Source organism: Kitasatospora purpeofusca (assembly GCF_000718025.1).
GTDB classification, from domain to species: domain Bacteria; phylum Actinomycetota; class Actinomycetes; order Streptomycetales; family Streptomycetaceae; genus Kitasatospora; species Kitasatospora purpeofusca.
This window is the reverse complement of sequence record NZ_JODS01000032.1, coordinates 101239-115433: the sequence shown is the minus strand read 5'-3', so window position 1 is coordinate 115433 and position 14195 is coordinate 101239. Positions and strand designations below refer to the sequence as shown.

The window sequence follows — 14195 nt, the reverse complement described above, 5'->3', positions numbered from 1 at the left end:
GTCGCCCGCGAGATCTACCGCGCGCTGACTGCAGCACCAGCCGAACAAATCGCTCAAACCGACCTCGCTCCTGCGGCTTGACGTCTATAGGAGCATCCCGCCCCCTCGTGCAGGGGTGCGTGGGAAGTCGGACGGGCCGACTTCCCACGCGGGGTGCTGGGTGGTTCCGGTTCGTCGGGCGCGCTCCGGTTCATCGCTCCCCGTTGCGCTCCGGGCCGGCCCGGAGCGCAACGGCATGCCCTTCCCCGGCCTCGACCCCGCCTTCACCCAGGCCACACCTGCCGCTCCCGCTCCGGCTGCCTGTCCTCGCCGGGCCCGAGCGCGCCGCTCGGGCCCGGCGAGAAGAATCGTTTCTGCCGGGCCCGCCCCGCCCCTCCTCCCCAACCCCAACCCCCAATTTCCCACCCCCACTCTCGGGGTCGGGGAGGAAGGCGGTGGTGGGGATCACCCGGGCGGCGCGCGGGGGCCGTGGCCCCCGCGCGCCGCCAACGCGGTGCCGGACGCTGCCGTCCGGGCAGAGCGGGGCCCGGACCGGCCGTGGCCGGGGCGCTCCCCGTGCGGGTGGACGGACGCGCCGAGGTCACCCGGACCGGTACCGGTCACCGCGATGTCACCCACCCGGTCCGTACGCAGCACCGTGGCTCCCAGAGCCCTCAGCCGGTCCACCGTCCGCGGCGACGGATGGCCGTACGGGTTGCCCTCACCACAGGAGATCAGAGCCAGCCGGGGGCTCAACTCCGCAGTCAGCGACCAGTCCTGATAGGCCGAGCCATGATGCGCCACCTTCAGCACGTCCACCTCGTTCTCCGTCCCGGCCGCCCTCAGCCGACTCAGCAACACTTCCTGGGCCGGCGGCTCCAGGTCGCCCAACAGGGCGAAACGCAGACCTCCCGCCACCGCCACCCTCAGCACGACACTCGCGTTGTTCGGACCTGACACCACCGAGGACTCCTCTCCGTCCGGCCACAGCACCTCCCACGAGACCCCCGGCCCCGCCGACCGCCGCTCACCAGGAGCGGCCCGCACCAGCGGAACCCCGGCCCGCGCCGCCCACTCCGCCACCCGGGCGGCCTCGCCCGGCGGATCGTCCACCGCCGTGCCCTCCACCGCCCCGACCCTCCGGCCGCGCAACACCCCCGGCAGCCCCTCGACGTGATCCGCGTGGAAATGTGTCGCCAGGACGAGCGGCACCCGGTCGATCCCGAGATCACGCAGACAGCGGTCGGCCTCCTGCGGATCCGGCCCCGCGTCCACCACCACCGCGCTGTCCGGCGGCCCTCCGCCCTCGGGCGGCACCGGCAGCACCACCATGTCGCCCTGCCCCACGTCGCACATGACCAGCCGCCAGTCGGGCGGCGGCCAGCCGGTCGCGATCCGGGCCAGCGGCGGCGGCCGCAGCAGCACCGCCAGCAGGACCAGCAGCAGTGCTCCCGTCACCGCCGGGCGGATCCAGCCGCCCGGGGAGCGCCATCGGCGGGGCCCGGCGGAGCGCCCGGGCAGCAGCAACGGAACCGTCCAGCACAGTGCGGCCGTGCCGACGGCGAGGCTCACCGGGCCGAACCATCCGCCCGGCCAGGACAGTCGGCCGCCCGGGAGCTCGGCGCCGTGCCTGGCCACGGCGGCCAGCCAGCCCGTCGGCACCGCGGCGGGCTCGGCGAGGATCCGGGCCAGCGCCGGAGAGACCGGGTCGGCGATCAGGACCGCGAAGCCGAGCAGGGTCGCTGGCGCCACCGCCAGCTCGGCCAGCAGATTGCACGGGATCCCGACGAGACTGACGTGTCCGGAGAGGAGCACCGTCACCGGCGCGCAGAGCGCCTGGGCCGCGGCCGTCGCACCGACCGCGCCCGCGAGGTGCCGCGGCCAGCCCCGAGCCCGGAGGGCGTCCGCCCAACGCGGGCCGAGCACCAGCAGCCCGGCCGTGGCGAGCACCGACAGCAGGAATCCGAAGGAACGCGCCAGATACGGGTCGAGGAGGATCAGCAGCAGCGCCGTGCCGGCGAGCGCCGGAACCGCCCGGCGCGGACGGCCGGTGGCCAGCGCCAGCAGTCCGATCAGCCCGGTGCCCGCCGCTCTGAGCACGCTGGGCTCGGGGCGGCAGATCGTGACGAAGGCCAGTGTGACGGCCGCCCCCACCAGCGCCGTGGTTCGCAGCGGGATCCCGAGCAGAGCGGCGAGTCCGCTCCGCTCGGCAGTCCCGGCACGCCCCGGGGCCCCGAGCAGCACCCCCAGCACGATCGCGAGGTTGGCCCCGCTGACCGCCACCAGGTGGGCCAGGTCGGTGTCCCGGAAGGCCTCCCGGAGGTCGTCCGGCAGCCGGGAGGTGTCTCCCACGACAAGGCCCGGGAGCAGTCCGCGCTCGTCCGGCGGCAGGCCGTCGGTGGCCGAGCGCAGGCCCGCCCGGAGCCGCCCGGCGATCCGCTGCGGGAGGCTCGGTGGCGCCGACGCCCGGGGCTCGCCGTGCGCGATCAGCAGTGCCGCAGACTCGTGGTCGCCCTCCCCCGGTGGCCGGACGGTCACCTCGGCCACCAGCCGGGCCGACGGCAGCAGGGGCTCCCAGGCGGCCACGTCCTCGCCGCGCACCAGGACGGTGACGGGTGTGCGGGTCCGGACGGTGTGCGGCCCCGGCTCGCCCGGCAGCAGGCCAGCGGGGACGGTGACGCGGTCCACGACCGCCTCCACGGTGAGCAGGCTCTGCCCGGCGCCGGACCCTCCGCCGCGGGACACCCGGACCCGCGGGTCCCCGGTGACGGTGAGGTCGACACCCACCTCCGGGGCCGGGCCGGCCGTCCGGGCCAGTTCGGGCAGCGGCCCCCGACGCAGATCGGCGGTGTGCAGGAGGGTGGAGGCTGCGGCGGCGGCCGCTGTGAGCAGGACGACCGCCGCGGTCACGGCGGCCGAGCGACCCCCGGCCGGACCGGTGAGCGCCCGGATCCCGAGGCCGAGGAGGAGCAGCCCGAGCAGTGCCGCCGCGCCCGCCGCCACCGCGAGGGCAGCGCCGTGGCCGGACCCCGGCCCGAGGACGCCGGCCGTCACCGCCCAGGCGGCCCCGGCGGGCAGCAGCAGTCGAAGGTCACCCGGTCGTGGTCCGGTGGAGGGGCCGGTGGCCGGCGCCGTGCCGGGCACGGGGGCGTGGACGGTGGCGATGACAGCACCTCCTTTCGTCGGAAGGAGCGAAGTGGCGAACGGCCCGTCAGAGGGTGAGCAGCGGCCGCAGTTCCGCGTAGATGCGCTCGCCCACGCCGCTCACCTGGCGGAGCTGGTCGAGTGAACGGAAGGCACCGCCGTGGGAGGCACGGAAGGCGATGATGCGCTGGGCGAGGGTCGGGCCGACGCCGGGGAGCGTGTCGAGCTGTTCGAGGGTCGCGCGATTCAGGCTGACCGGCTGCTTCGACGGACCTGCCGGGGGCGGTCCCGGGCCCGCTCCCGCAGCCGGCTGGGGGTTGGGCTCGCCGACGAGGATCTGTTCGCCGTCCGCCAGGACGCGGGCCAGGTTGAGGTTCCTGGTGTCCGTCCCCGGCAGCGGTCCGCCCGCCACCCGCAACGCGTCCGCCACTCTGGAGCCGTTCGGCAGGGCGTGGACTCCCGGGGTGGCGACCCGGCCACCGATGTCGACCACCACGACGGCAGGAGCCCCGCCGCCGGAGCCGCCTCCCGGAGGCCCGGGTCCGTCACCTGGCAGGCCCGCGCCCGGGGTCCCGGTCGGCGCCACTGAACCGACGGCGACCGTCGGCACCTCGACCGGTTGCGGCCGCGCGAGCCAGAAGTGCTGGACTCCGTAGCCGACGGCGAGCAGCAGGAGGACGAGCAGGCCGACCGCCGCCCGGCGTTCGAGCATCAACGGATGCCCCGGCGTCAACGGCGAACCCGACGTCAACGGCGAACCCGACGTCAATGGTGAACCCGGCGGCACCTCGCCCACCGCGCCCACCACCGGGTCCGGGAGCACCGGTTCACCGCCCTCGTGCCCGGGCCCCAGCGATACGCCCTTGGCAACACCACCGTCGGCCGGTACGCCCGTCGCGCCCTCCGACGGACCCTCGACGGCACCGCCGCGCGGGCCGCCGTCGCCCCGGCCCGGCGGGGACGCCGTGTACACCGAGGGCTCGGTGTCCGGCAGGTCGGCCGCCCCCGGCAGCAGGGCCGCCATCCGCAGACGGGCGGTCTCGTGGGCTCGACGGATCTCGTGGCGCTTGCGTGCGCCGATGCGCAGGTTCGTCATGCGGAGCACGGTAGGAACCGGCCGAACAGCGCGCAGAATTTACGGAATTCCTGTGGAAAACCCGGGGGTTGTGGACAACCGAGCACACCCTCAGGAGTGAGCAGGGCCTGCCGGCATTGACGTTCGGGCCACCGCAGCCACCCTGTGCCCGGAGTCCGGTCCGCAGCTCCCCGCCGACAAAAGGTCCCGGAAAACGACCCGGGCAGGCCTCACCGGGGTGAGACCACCACCGCCAGCAGCCCCGGCCCGACATGCGCGCCGATCACCGCGCCCACCTCGGCAACATACAGTTCGCGCAGCCCCGGGATCCGCCCCCGCAGCCGCTCCGCCAGGGGCTCGGCCCGGTCCTCCGCCGCCAGGTGGTGGACGGCGATGTCGACCTCCCCCTCCCCCGCCCGCTCGACCGCGATCTCCTCCAGCCGGGCGATCGCCCGGGACGCCGTGCGCACCTTCTCCAGCGGCTCGATCCGCCCCCCGGCGAGGTGCAGCAGCGGCTTCACCGCCAGCGCCGAGCCCAGCAGCGCCCGCGCGGCGCCGATCCGCCCGCCCCGGCGCAGGTACTCCAGGGTGTCGACGTAGAAGAAGCCGCTGGTCCCGGTGGTCCGGCGCACCACGGCGGCCGCCGCCTCGTCGAGCTGCTGTCCGGCCTCGATCGCCTCGGCCGCCGCCAGCACCCCGTACCCGAGCGCCATGCCGACCAGTCGGCTGTCCACCACCCGCACCGGGACGGGGGACTCGGCGGCCGCCAGCCGGGCTGCCGCCACCGTCCCGGACAGCTCACCGGAGATGTGGACCGAGACGATGCCGCGCGCGCCGCTCTCGGCCGCCGCCCGGTAGGCGGCGCCGAAGGCCTCCGGGTTGGGTCGCGAGGTGGTCACCCGGTGCTTGCCGCGCAGTGCCTCGGCCACGTCCTTCGGGGAGATCTCGACGCCCTCAGCGCGCACCTCGTCGCCGACCGCGACGCTCAGCGGGACGATGGTGATCCGGTGCCGGTCGACGGCCTGCTGGGGCAGGTAGGCGGTGGAGTCGGTGACAAGGGCGAGGTCGGCGGGCATGAGGCGGAGGTTACTCCCAGCTCGGGCCGGTCGGCAGCATCCGGAGGCCGCTCAGCCGGCCGAGGGGCCGGTGGTGGGCTTGCGCAGCCGCTGCGCCAGCTTGGCCACCGGGTCGGCGAGGCCGAGGAGCTCCTCGGCGCTGGGCCGTCCGCCCCGTCCGTCCGTGAGCCCGCGCCGGGTGCCACCGGTCTCCCGCGCCGCACCCGCCGTACCAGCACCCGCCGCACCGACACCGGCGCCGGACCCACCCGAGTCCCCGGAAGCCGAGGCCGAAGCACCCGCACCCGCAGCCCCCGGCACGCTGTCCCAGTGCCGCAGCGCCCCCGCCTCGTCCTCGCACTCCCGGCTCAGCCGCCCCAGCTCGTCGGCCGCGAACCGGTGCATCCGGTCCTGCGCCGCCCATCGCATGGTCTCCGCCGAGTGCGTGATCCGCTCCGCCCGCTCCCGCAGCTCGGGCAGCTTCGCCGCGACCCGCCCGGCGTCCGGTTCGCGCTCCAGCATCCGCAGCTCGCCGTCCAGCTCCGTCGCGTGGGCGTCCAGCCGGCCCAGCAGCGCGAGCGCCTCGCCGAGCTGGCCGTCCTGGCCGACGGAGCCCTCCAGGACCCGCCGGGTGCCGTCCAGCGAGGTCCGCAGTCCCAGGCGGACGGCGGAGATCTGCCCCTGCGGACCGGTCTGGGTGTAGGACTTCGCCTTGAGCGTGACGTTCTCCACCGCCCGTCGGGCCTTGGCCTCCTGGCGTTCCACCTTCTCGCCGACCGCCCGGGCCGCCTTGATCAGGCCGATGACGACGAGCACCACCACCCCGAGCCCGAGGAGCAGGGCGACTCCGAGCAGTACCCCGAGAATCTCCATCACACGCCGCCTTCCGCCAGCCGAACCGGCCCCCACCGGGCCCAACGCGGGCCGGCCCACCGAGGGTTCCACCGTAGCCCCGGGAGCGGCCGGGCGGGCCACCGTTCAGGGGTGCCGGGCCCGAGTTCAGGGAAAGGTTCAGGGACGCATCGGGGGGAACCCCGACGTCCACCGCACCTCGGAGACCCCGGAGCCCCCCGGATAAAGCCCGAACCCCCCGGAGCCCCCCGGAACGCCGCAGGGCGGGCGCCCCCGAAGGAACGCCCGCCCCACCGAACAGATCAGCCTCAGCCTCAACCTCAGCCGGTGACGATGTTGACCAGCTTCGGCGCCCGCGCGATCACCTTGCGCACCTCGGCCCCGCCGATCGCCGCGACGACCGCCGGGTCGGCCAGCGCCAGCGCCTCCAGCTCGGCGTCCGAGATCGACGGCGCGACCTCCAGCCGGGCCTTGACCTTGCCCTTGATCTGGACGACGCAGGTCACCGACTCGTCGACGACGTACGCCGGGTCGGCCACCGGGTAGTCGGTGTGCGCCAGCGAGTCGCCGTGACCCAGTCGGCGCCACAGCTCCTCGGCGATGTGCGGGGCCAGCGGCGCGACCATCAGCACCACCTGCTCGGCCACCGAACGCGGCGTGGAGCCGCGCTTGACCAGGTAGTTGTTCAGCTCGATCGCCTTGGCCACCGCGGTGTTGAAGCGCAGCCCGGCCATGTCGGCGCGGACGCCGTCGACGGCCTTGTGCAGGGCGCGCAGCGTCGCCTCGTCCGGCTCCTCGTCCGTCACGACCAGTTCGCCGCTGGTCTCGGAGACGATGTTGCGCCACAGCCGCTGCAGGAAGCGGTAGGAGCCGACGACGGCGCGGGTGTCCCACGGGCGGGAGACGTCCAGCGGGCCCATCGACATCTCGTACAGGCGCAGCGTGTCGGCACCGTACTCGTCGGCGATCTCGTCGGGGGCGACGGCGTTCTTCAGGGACTTGCCCATCTTGCCGGCCTCGCGCTTGACCGGCTCGCCCTGCCAGAAGTACTGGCCGTCGCGCTCCTCGATCTCGGCGGCGGGCACCGGGAAGCCGCGCTCGTCGCGGTAGACGTCGGCGGTGATCATGCCCTGGTTGAACAGCTTGTGGAACGGCTCGACGGAGGAGACGTGCCCCAGGTCGTGCAGCACCTTGTGCCAGAAGCGGGCGTACAGCAGGTGCAGGACGGCGTGCTCGGCACCGCCGACGTACAGGTCGGCGCCGCCGCCCGGCTTCTGCTCGGTGGGGCCCAGCCAGTACTGCTCGTTGGCGGGGTCGACGACCTGCTCGCGGTTGGACGGGTCGATGTAGCGCAGCTCGTACCAGCAGGAGCCGGCCCAGTTGGGCATGGTGTTGGTCTCGCGGCAGTACGTCTTCACGCCGTCGCCCAGGTCCAGTTCGACGTTGACCCAGTCCTCGTTGCGGGACAGCGGGGTCTTCGGCGTGGAGGTGGAGTCGAACGGGTCGTAGGTGTGCGGCGAGTAGTCGTCGACCTGCGGGACCTCGACGGGCAGCATCGACTCGGGCAGCGCGTGCATGACGCCGTCCTCGTCGTAGACGATCGGGAAGGGCTCGCCCCAGTACCGCTGGCGGCTGAACAGCCAGTCGCGCAGGCGGTAGTTGACGGTGCCCTCGCCGATGCCGCGGGCGGTCAGCCAGGTGGTGACGGCGGCCTTGGCCTCGACGACGCCCAGGCCGTTCAGCGAGATGCCGTCCTCGGTGCCCTCGGTGTGGGCCGAGTTGACGATGACGGAGTCGTAGGTGTCGAAGGCGTCGTCCCAGCCGGCCGGGTCCTCGCCGCGCCCGTCGGTGGGCTCGACGACGCAGCGCATCGGCAGTTCGAAGGCGCGCGCGAAGGCGAAGTCGCGGTGGTCGTGGGCGGGGACGGCCATGATGGCGCCGGTGCCGTAGCCCATCAGCACGTAGTCGGCGATGAAGACCGGGACGGGCTCGCCGCTGACGGGGTTGACGGCGTGGGCGCCGGTGAAGACGCCGGTCTTGACCTTGGCCTCGACCTGGCGCTCGACGTCGGACTTGGCGGCCGCGGCGGCGCGGTAGGCGGTGACGGCCTCGGCGGGGGTGGCGGCGCCACCGGTCCAGGCCTCGGGGGTGCCCTCGGGCCAGGCGGCGGGCACGACGGTGTCGACCAGGTCGTGCTCGGGCGCCAGCACCATGTAGGTGGCGCCGAACAGGGTGTCGGGGCGGGTGGTGAAGACGGTGATCTTCCGCTCGCCGACGGCGAAGTCGACCCGGGCGCCCTCGGAGCGGCCGATCCAGTTGCGCTGCTGCAGCTTGATCGCCTCGGGCCAGTCCAGCAGGTCCAGGTCGGAGATCAGCCGGTCGGAGTAGGCGGTGATCCGCATCATCCACTGGCGCAGGTTGGACTTGAAGACGGGGAAGTTGCCGCGCTCGGAGCGACCGTCGGCGGTGACCTCCTCGTTGGACAGCACGGTGCCCAGGCCGGGGCACCAGTTGACCGGCACCTCCTTGGCGTAGGCCAGCCGGTAGTCGCCCAGCACCTCTTCGCGCTCGGCGCCGCTCAGCGCGGCCCAGTCGCGGCCGCCGGGGACCTCGCGGGTGCCGTCCGCGAAGGCGGCGACCAGCTCGGAGATCGGGCGGGCCCGGTGGGCCTGCTCGTCGTACCAGGAGTTGAAGATCTGCAGGAAGATCCACTGCGTCCAGCGGTAGTACTCCGGGTCGATCGTGGCGATCGAGCGGCGCGGGTCGTGGCCCAGGCCCAGCCGGCGCAGCTGGTGGCGCATGTTGGCGATGTTCGCCTCGGTGGACACCCGCGGGTGGGTGCCGGTCTGCACGGCGTACTGCTCGGCGGGCAGGCCGAACGAGTCGTAGCCCAGGGTGTGCAGCACGTTGTAGCCGTTCATCCGCTGGTAGCGGGCGAACACGTCGGTGGCGATGTAGCCCAGCGGGTGGCCGACGTGCAGGCCCGCACCCGACGGGTACGGGAACATGTCCATGATGAAGCTGTGCGGCTTCGCGGCGACGTCGGCGGCGGCGGGATCGGCCAGGTCGCCGGCCGGGTTGGGGGCGTGGAACGTGCCCTCCTTCTCCCAGATGTCCTGCCAGCGGGACTCGATCTCCGCCGCCAGGGCGGCGCTGTACCGGAACGGCGCGGTCGCGGTGTCGGCCGCGCCGGACGCAGGGGTCGTCTCGCTCATGGTCCTTAAAGCTCCATCGATGTCAGTTGGCGAACCGGCGTTCAGGGCCGGCGACGTTGGCGGGGTGTCCGGACCGGGGCCCGGACGGTGCCGGGCGGTGAGCCGGGCGGAAAACAAAAAAGCCCCTCGCAGGAGGGGGTGCCACGCCGACTCCGGCTCCGCCCTGGGGCGTGGCCGGTCCTGGTCAGCGCGGCCGACTAAGGAGCAGGCGCGCGGTTCGCATGGGCTCAGGGTACCGCAAGGGGTCGGGCGCCTCCGGGGGAGACCACGGGCGCGCCCGTCAGGCGCCGGTCCCCGCCGGCACCTCCACCGCGGCACCGCCCGGCCCGGCGACCGTCGCCACGACCACCGCCGCCCCCGGCTCCCCCGACCCCGACCCCGACTCCCCCGGCACCGACAGCCACACCGACGACCCGGGCACCGCCGACTCCGCCCACTCCGCCGACTCCGCCGATTCTGCCGATTCTGCCGAGCGGAACGCCGCGTCGATCCCGCGCAGCGCCCGCGCCACCCGCTCCGACTGCATCCCGGCGGCGAGCGCCCGCGCCCGGTCCGCCGTCCGCACCGCCTCGGCGGCGGCACCGGCCAGCCGCTGCGACTCGGCCAGCCGCACCATCAGCAGCGCCCGCGCCCTGGCCCGCCCCGGGCCGAGCGCCGCCACCGCCTCGATCAGCAGTTCCTGGGCCCGCCGGTGCTCGCCGAGGAACAGGTGCCCCTCCCCCACCATCCCGGCAAGGTCAGCCCGCGCCTCCCCGCCGACGGCCCCGTGAACCTCCCCGTCCAGCTCCGCGAACGCCCGCTCCGCCGCCTCCGCCAGCCCGGCGGCGTCCCCGCGCCGTCCGTGCGCGCGGGCGATCCGGCCGAGCTGCAGCGCCCGGTCGGCCGGGCCGAGCGCGTCGCCGGCCGCCGCGACCGCCTCCGCCAGCACCGTGACCGCGTCCAGCCCCCGCCCGCCCGCGCTCCCGGTGGCCAGCACGACGAGGCCGCCGAGCACGGCCACCCCGGCCCGCCGCTCACCGCTGAGGTGGGCGGCGCGCAGCGCCGCCGCGAACGCCCGCTGGGCGGTGGCGTCGTGGCCGAGGTCGTACGCGGCCCAGGCGGCGAGGCGGGCGAGCCGGCCGGCCGCGCCGTACAGCGCCCGGCCGAGCGGCTCGTCGTAGGCTCCGAGCTCCAACAGCTTGGTGACCATGGCCAGTTCGGCGCGGGCGGGGCCGAGGACGAGTCCGCCGCCGCAGGACCGTTCCAGCCGCTGCTTGCTGCGGTGGGAGGCCGCGAGCTCGCCGACCAGCGCGGGGTCGACGCGCAGCGCGCCGTCGCCACCGAGGGCCGGGGGCGGGGTGGTGAGCCGACGGGCGGCCTCGGCGAGGTCGGCGCCCCGGAAGAGGTCGGTGAGGCGGACGGGCCCGGCGTCGGCGGCGGTCTCGCGCAGCGCGGTCTGGGCGGTGTCGGCCGTCCACGGGTCGGTCAGCAGGCGCGGGGAGAGGATCTTGGCGCCGCGGTGGCCGCCCATCCGGCCCCAGAGCTGCTCGTAGGTGACGGCGATGCCGAGGGTGCGGCTGAACACCTCGCAGACGGCCTGGTCGTGGGGGCTGCGCGGGACCATGCCCCGGTCCCGCCACTTGTAGGGGGCGGTGGAGCTGATCGCGAGCCGGGCCGGGAGGGTGAGGTTGAGCTCGCGGGCGAGCCGCTCCGGGCTCCAGCCGAGCTGGTGGAGTATCCGGGCCAGTTCCTCGTTGCGCCTGCGCTCCAGATCGGCCATGGCTCCGACGGTAGCGGTCCGCCGGGGGCCGTCGTCGGGGGGTCACCGAAACCGGTCGCCGCACGGTCGTGCACCGGCCGCCGCACGGCCGCGCCCGGGCCGCCGCACCGGCCGCGCACCGGTTCGCCGACGTCGAACCGGCCCCGAGGCCCCGAAGCCCCGAAGCCCCGAGACCTCGACTGTGCCCCGGGAACGCCGAAGGCCGCCCCCCGTTTCCGGGAGACGGCCTTCGATTCCTGTGGAGCTACGGGGAATTGAACCCCGGACCTCTTGCATGCCATGCAAGCGCTCTACCAACTGAGCTACAGCCCCTCGACCTGCGATGTCACCGGGGGTTTCGTTCCGTTTCCCTCGGCGACATCACTTACTTTACACGGTCCGGGGGGTGCTCCACGAATCCGTTCCCGCAGGGCCCGCGCGGACGCCGGCGCGACCGCGGCCCGATCCCCGCACGGACGCCCGCCCTAACCCTCCTCCCGATGCTCCTCCCGACGCCCCTCCCGCCTGTCCGCCCGCCCCGCCCGGGCGGCGAAGCCGGCGGCGAGCGCGACGACCCCGCCGATCGCGACCGTGGTCACCAGCAGCGCGTGCCCCGACCCCCGGGCGGACACCGGCAGGTGGACCGCGCCGAGGAACACCGAGCCGAGCAGCGCGATCCCGACCACCTGGCCGAGCTGGACGGCGGTGACCACCAGCCCGCTGGCGTCCGCCGCGTCGGCGGGCGCCACCCGGGCGAGCGCCCGGCCGAACAGCGGCGCGTAGGCGAAGCCCGCGAGCAGCCCGAGGACGGCGGTCAGCAGCAGCGGCGCCGCGCCGACCCCGGACCCGTCGCCCAGCATCCGGCCGAGCACCAGGTAGCCGACGGCGAGCAGTCCGGTGCCGAGCGGCGGCAGGACGCCGTGCAGGCGCCGGGGCAGCCGCTGCCAGTACAGGCTGGCGACGCCGAAGCCGACCGCGATCGGGGCGGAGCAGAGCCCGGCCCGCAGGGCGCTCTGCCCGAGCCCGGTCTGCTGGTGCAGGGCGAAGGAGAACATGAAGCCCGCGAAGGCCAGCATGATCAGGAACACCGCGCCGACGGCCGGCAGCAGACCGGCCGCTCCGAGGACGCGTCCGTTGATCAGCGGCTGTCCGCCGCGCCGCGCGATCCGCCGCTCGACGACCGCGAACAGGGCGAACATCAGCGCGCTCGCGCCGAGCATGGCCCAGCCCCAGAGCGGCCAGCCGAGCTCGTGGCCGAGCACCAGCGGGACCACCAGCAGCCCGAGGGCGGCACCGAGCACCAGCAGGCCGGGCAGGTCGAAGCCGCGCTCCCGGTCACCGGGCAGGTCGGGCAGCAGCCGGGCCCCGGCGGCGAGCAGCACCAGGCCGATCGGCAGGTTCACCAGGAAGACCGGGCGCCAGCCGGAGCCGAACAGGTCCGCGCTGACCAGCAGGCCGCCGAGCACCTGGCCGGCGGCGATTCCACCGGCGAGCACGGCAGAGTAGAGGCCCAGGGCCCGGAGCCGGGCCCGGCCGGTGAAGGTCCGCTGGATGATGCTCATCACCTGGGGGACCATCAGGGCCGCCCCGGCGCCCTGGAGCAGCCGGAAGCCGATCAGCCAGCCGGTGGCGGGGGCGAGCCCGCAGGCCAGCGAGGCGGCGGTGAAGGCGGCCAGGCCGGACTGGAAGAGCCGGCTGTAGCCGTACCGGGCACCGAGCCGGGCGCCGGTGATGAGCAGCACGGCGTAGGCGATGGTGTAGCCGGCCACCACGAACTGGAGGGCCGCGCCGGAGGCGTGCAGGTCGGTGCGGATGGTCGGCACGGCGACGTTGACGATGGCGGTGTCGAGCACGGCCATGAACTGGCCGCCGAGGACGAGCGCGAGCAGCGGTCCGGGCCTGGCGGCAGCGGCCGTGCCGGTCCCTGCACCGGCCGCGCCGGTCGGCGGGGCGGTCCGGACCGGGCCGCGTCGGGTCTGGAGATCGGTCATGGACCGAGCCTCGCCGGATCCTGGTACCAGTGGTTAGAGCCTGCGGATCCTGGTACTGGCAGCACCTGTTGCGCCCCACCGGGCTGCGGCACCATGGCGGGTATGACCGTCGTGGACACCCCCGGCACCGTCGAGCCCGCCCCCGTCGTCCCCAAAGCCCCCGCCACCCGCGCCGCCCGGCACGAAGGCCGCACCGGACGCGACCGGCGCCGCACCGAGCTGGCCGAGTACCTGCGCGCCTGCCGCGCCCGGGTCTCCCCCGAGGACGTCGGCCTGCCGCCCGGCCTGCGCCGCCGCACCCCGGGGCTGCGCCGCGAGGAGGTCGCCCAGCTCGCCGGCGTCGGGGTTACTTGGTACACGTGGTTGGAACAGGGACGTCCGATCAACGCCAGCGCGCAGGTGCTGACGGCGGTGGCCAGGGTGCTGCTGCTGGACGCGACCGGGCGCGAGCACCTGTTCCGGCTGGCCGGGGTGGCGGTCCGCCCGTCGGCGCACCCGGACCCGCCGGTGCTGGACCCGTCGACCCAGGTGATCCTGGACGCGCTGGCACCCCTGCCGGCCGCCGTCTCCAACAGCCGGTTCGACGTCCTGGCCTGGAACACCGCCTACGAGGCGCTGTTCGCCACGAGTCGGCCCCGCACGGGCGACGGCTGGTTCAACAGCCTCTGGTGCACGGTCACCAGCCCGGAGTGCTGCAATCCCTTCCTGAACCGGGCCGAGCAGCTGCCGCAGATGGTCGCGGTGCTGCGCGGCGCGTACGGCAAGCACGTCGGGGAGCCGCTCTGGGAGGAGTACGTGCGGTCGCTGCTGCGGGCGAGCGCCGAGTTCCGGGAGCTGTGGGCCCGGCAGGAGGTGTCGACGCGGCGGACGGCGCTGAAGGTGTTCCGGCATCCGCAGGTGGGGGTGATGCGGCTGAACGCGACGTACCTGACGATCCCGGGGGTGCCGGAGGCGTACGTGGCGGTCTACACGCCGGACGGGCCCGAGGACCGTGCCCGGGCCGAGCGGCTGTCGACGCTGCCTCCGGGCGGCTGGACCGCCCCGTGCGGCCACCGGTTCACCGGGCCGGTCGGCTGAGCCGGGCCCCTACCTGAACAGAGCCCACCAGCTCAACAGAGCCCGCCACCTGAACCGAACCCACCGGCC

The 14195-nt window shown here is 74.9% G+C and carries 8 protein-coding genes and 1 tRNA gene; 1 reads left to right on the top strand and 8 read right to left on the bottom strand.

Annotation, left to right across the window (positions count from 1 at the left end; genetic code table 11):
- Positions 1 to 444 precede the first annotated feature (444 nt).
- From IF01_RS0133905 to IF01_RS0133870, 8 genes are all read right to left on the bottom strand, one after another.
- Positions 445 to 3123 carry a ComEC/Rec2 family competence protein gene (locus IF01_RS0133905; RefSeq protein ID WP_063764369.1) on the bottom strand — a complete coding sequence of 893 codons (2679 nt, stop codon included), beginning with the start codon at positions 3121 to 3123 and terminating at the stop codon, positions 445 to 447.
- Positions 3124 to 3190: 67 nt separating this feature from the next.
- On the bottom strand, positions 3191 to 4219 hold the full coding sequence (locus IF01_RS50455) for a ComEA family DNA-binding protein (RefSeq protein WP_244215714.1): 1029 nt from the start codon (positions 4217 to 4219) through the stop codon (positions 3191 to 3193).
- Between the two features lie 209 nt (positions 4220 to 4428).
- The gene (locus IF01_RS0133895) at positions 4429 to 5274 is read right to left on the bottom strand and encodes a DegV family protein (RefSeq protein WP_030397443.1); all 846 of its coding nucleotides are present in this window, start codon (positions 5272 to 5274) and stop codon (positions 4429 to 4431) included.
- A 51-nt stretch (positions 5275 to 5325) separates the two neighbouring features.
- Positions 5326 to 6126 carry a hypothetical protein gene (locus IF01_RS0133890; protein ID WP_030397442.1) on the bottom strand — a complete coding sequence of 267 codons (801 nt, stop codon included), beginning with the start codon at positions 6124 to 6126 and terminating at the stop codon, positions 5326 to 5328.
- A 299-nt stretch (positions 6127 to 6425) separates the two neighbouring features.
- Positions 6426 to 9320 (bottom strand): leucine--tRNA ligase, encoded by a 2895-nt coding sequence (gene leuS / locus IF01_RS0133885; RefSeq protein WP_030397441.1) that lies wholly within the window; start codon positions 9318 to 9320, stop codon positions 6426 to 6428.
- A gap of 280 nt (positions 9321 to 9600) precedes the next feature.
- Positions 9601 to 11079, bottom strand: a complete 1479-nt coding sequence (locus IF01_RS0133880; RefSeq protein ID WP_030397440.1) for an NsdA family TPR-like regulatory protein — start codon at positions 11077 to 11079, stop codon at positions 9601 to 9603.
- 239 nt (positions 11080 to 11318) lie between these two features.
- A tRNA-Ala gene (locus IF01_RS0133875) sits at positions 11319 to 11391 on the bottom strand.
- 152 nt (positions 11392 to 11543) lie between these two features.
- Positions 11544 to 13049, bottom strand: coding sequence for an MFS transporter (locus tag IF01_RS0133870; RefSeq protein WP_051741446.1), 1506 nt, complete (start codon positions 13047 to 13049; stop codon positions 11544 to 11546).
- A 102-nt stretch (positions 13050 to 13151) separates the two neighbouring features.
- On the opposite strand from IF01_RS0133870, the gene IF01_RS42745 reads away from it, so the two are divergent.
- Positions 13152 to 14126: a helix-turn-helix transcriptional regulator gene (locus IF01_RS42745; protein ID WP_063764368.1), complete on the top strand. Its 975-nt coding sequence runs from the start codon at positions 13152 to 13154 to the stop codon at positions 14124 to 14126.
- Positions 14127 to 14195 lie beyond the last annotated feature (69 nt).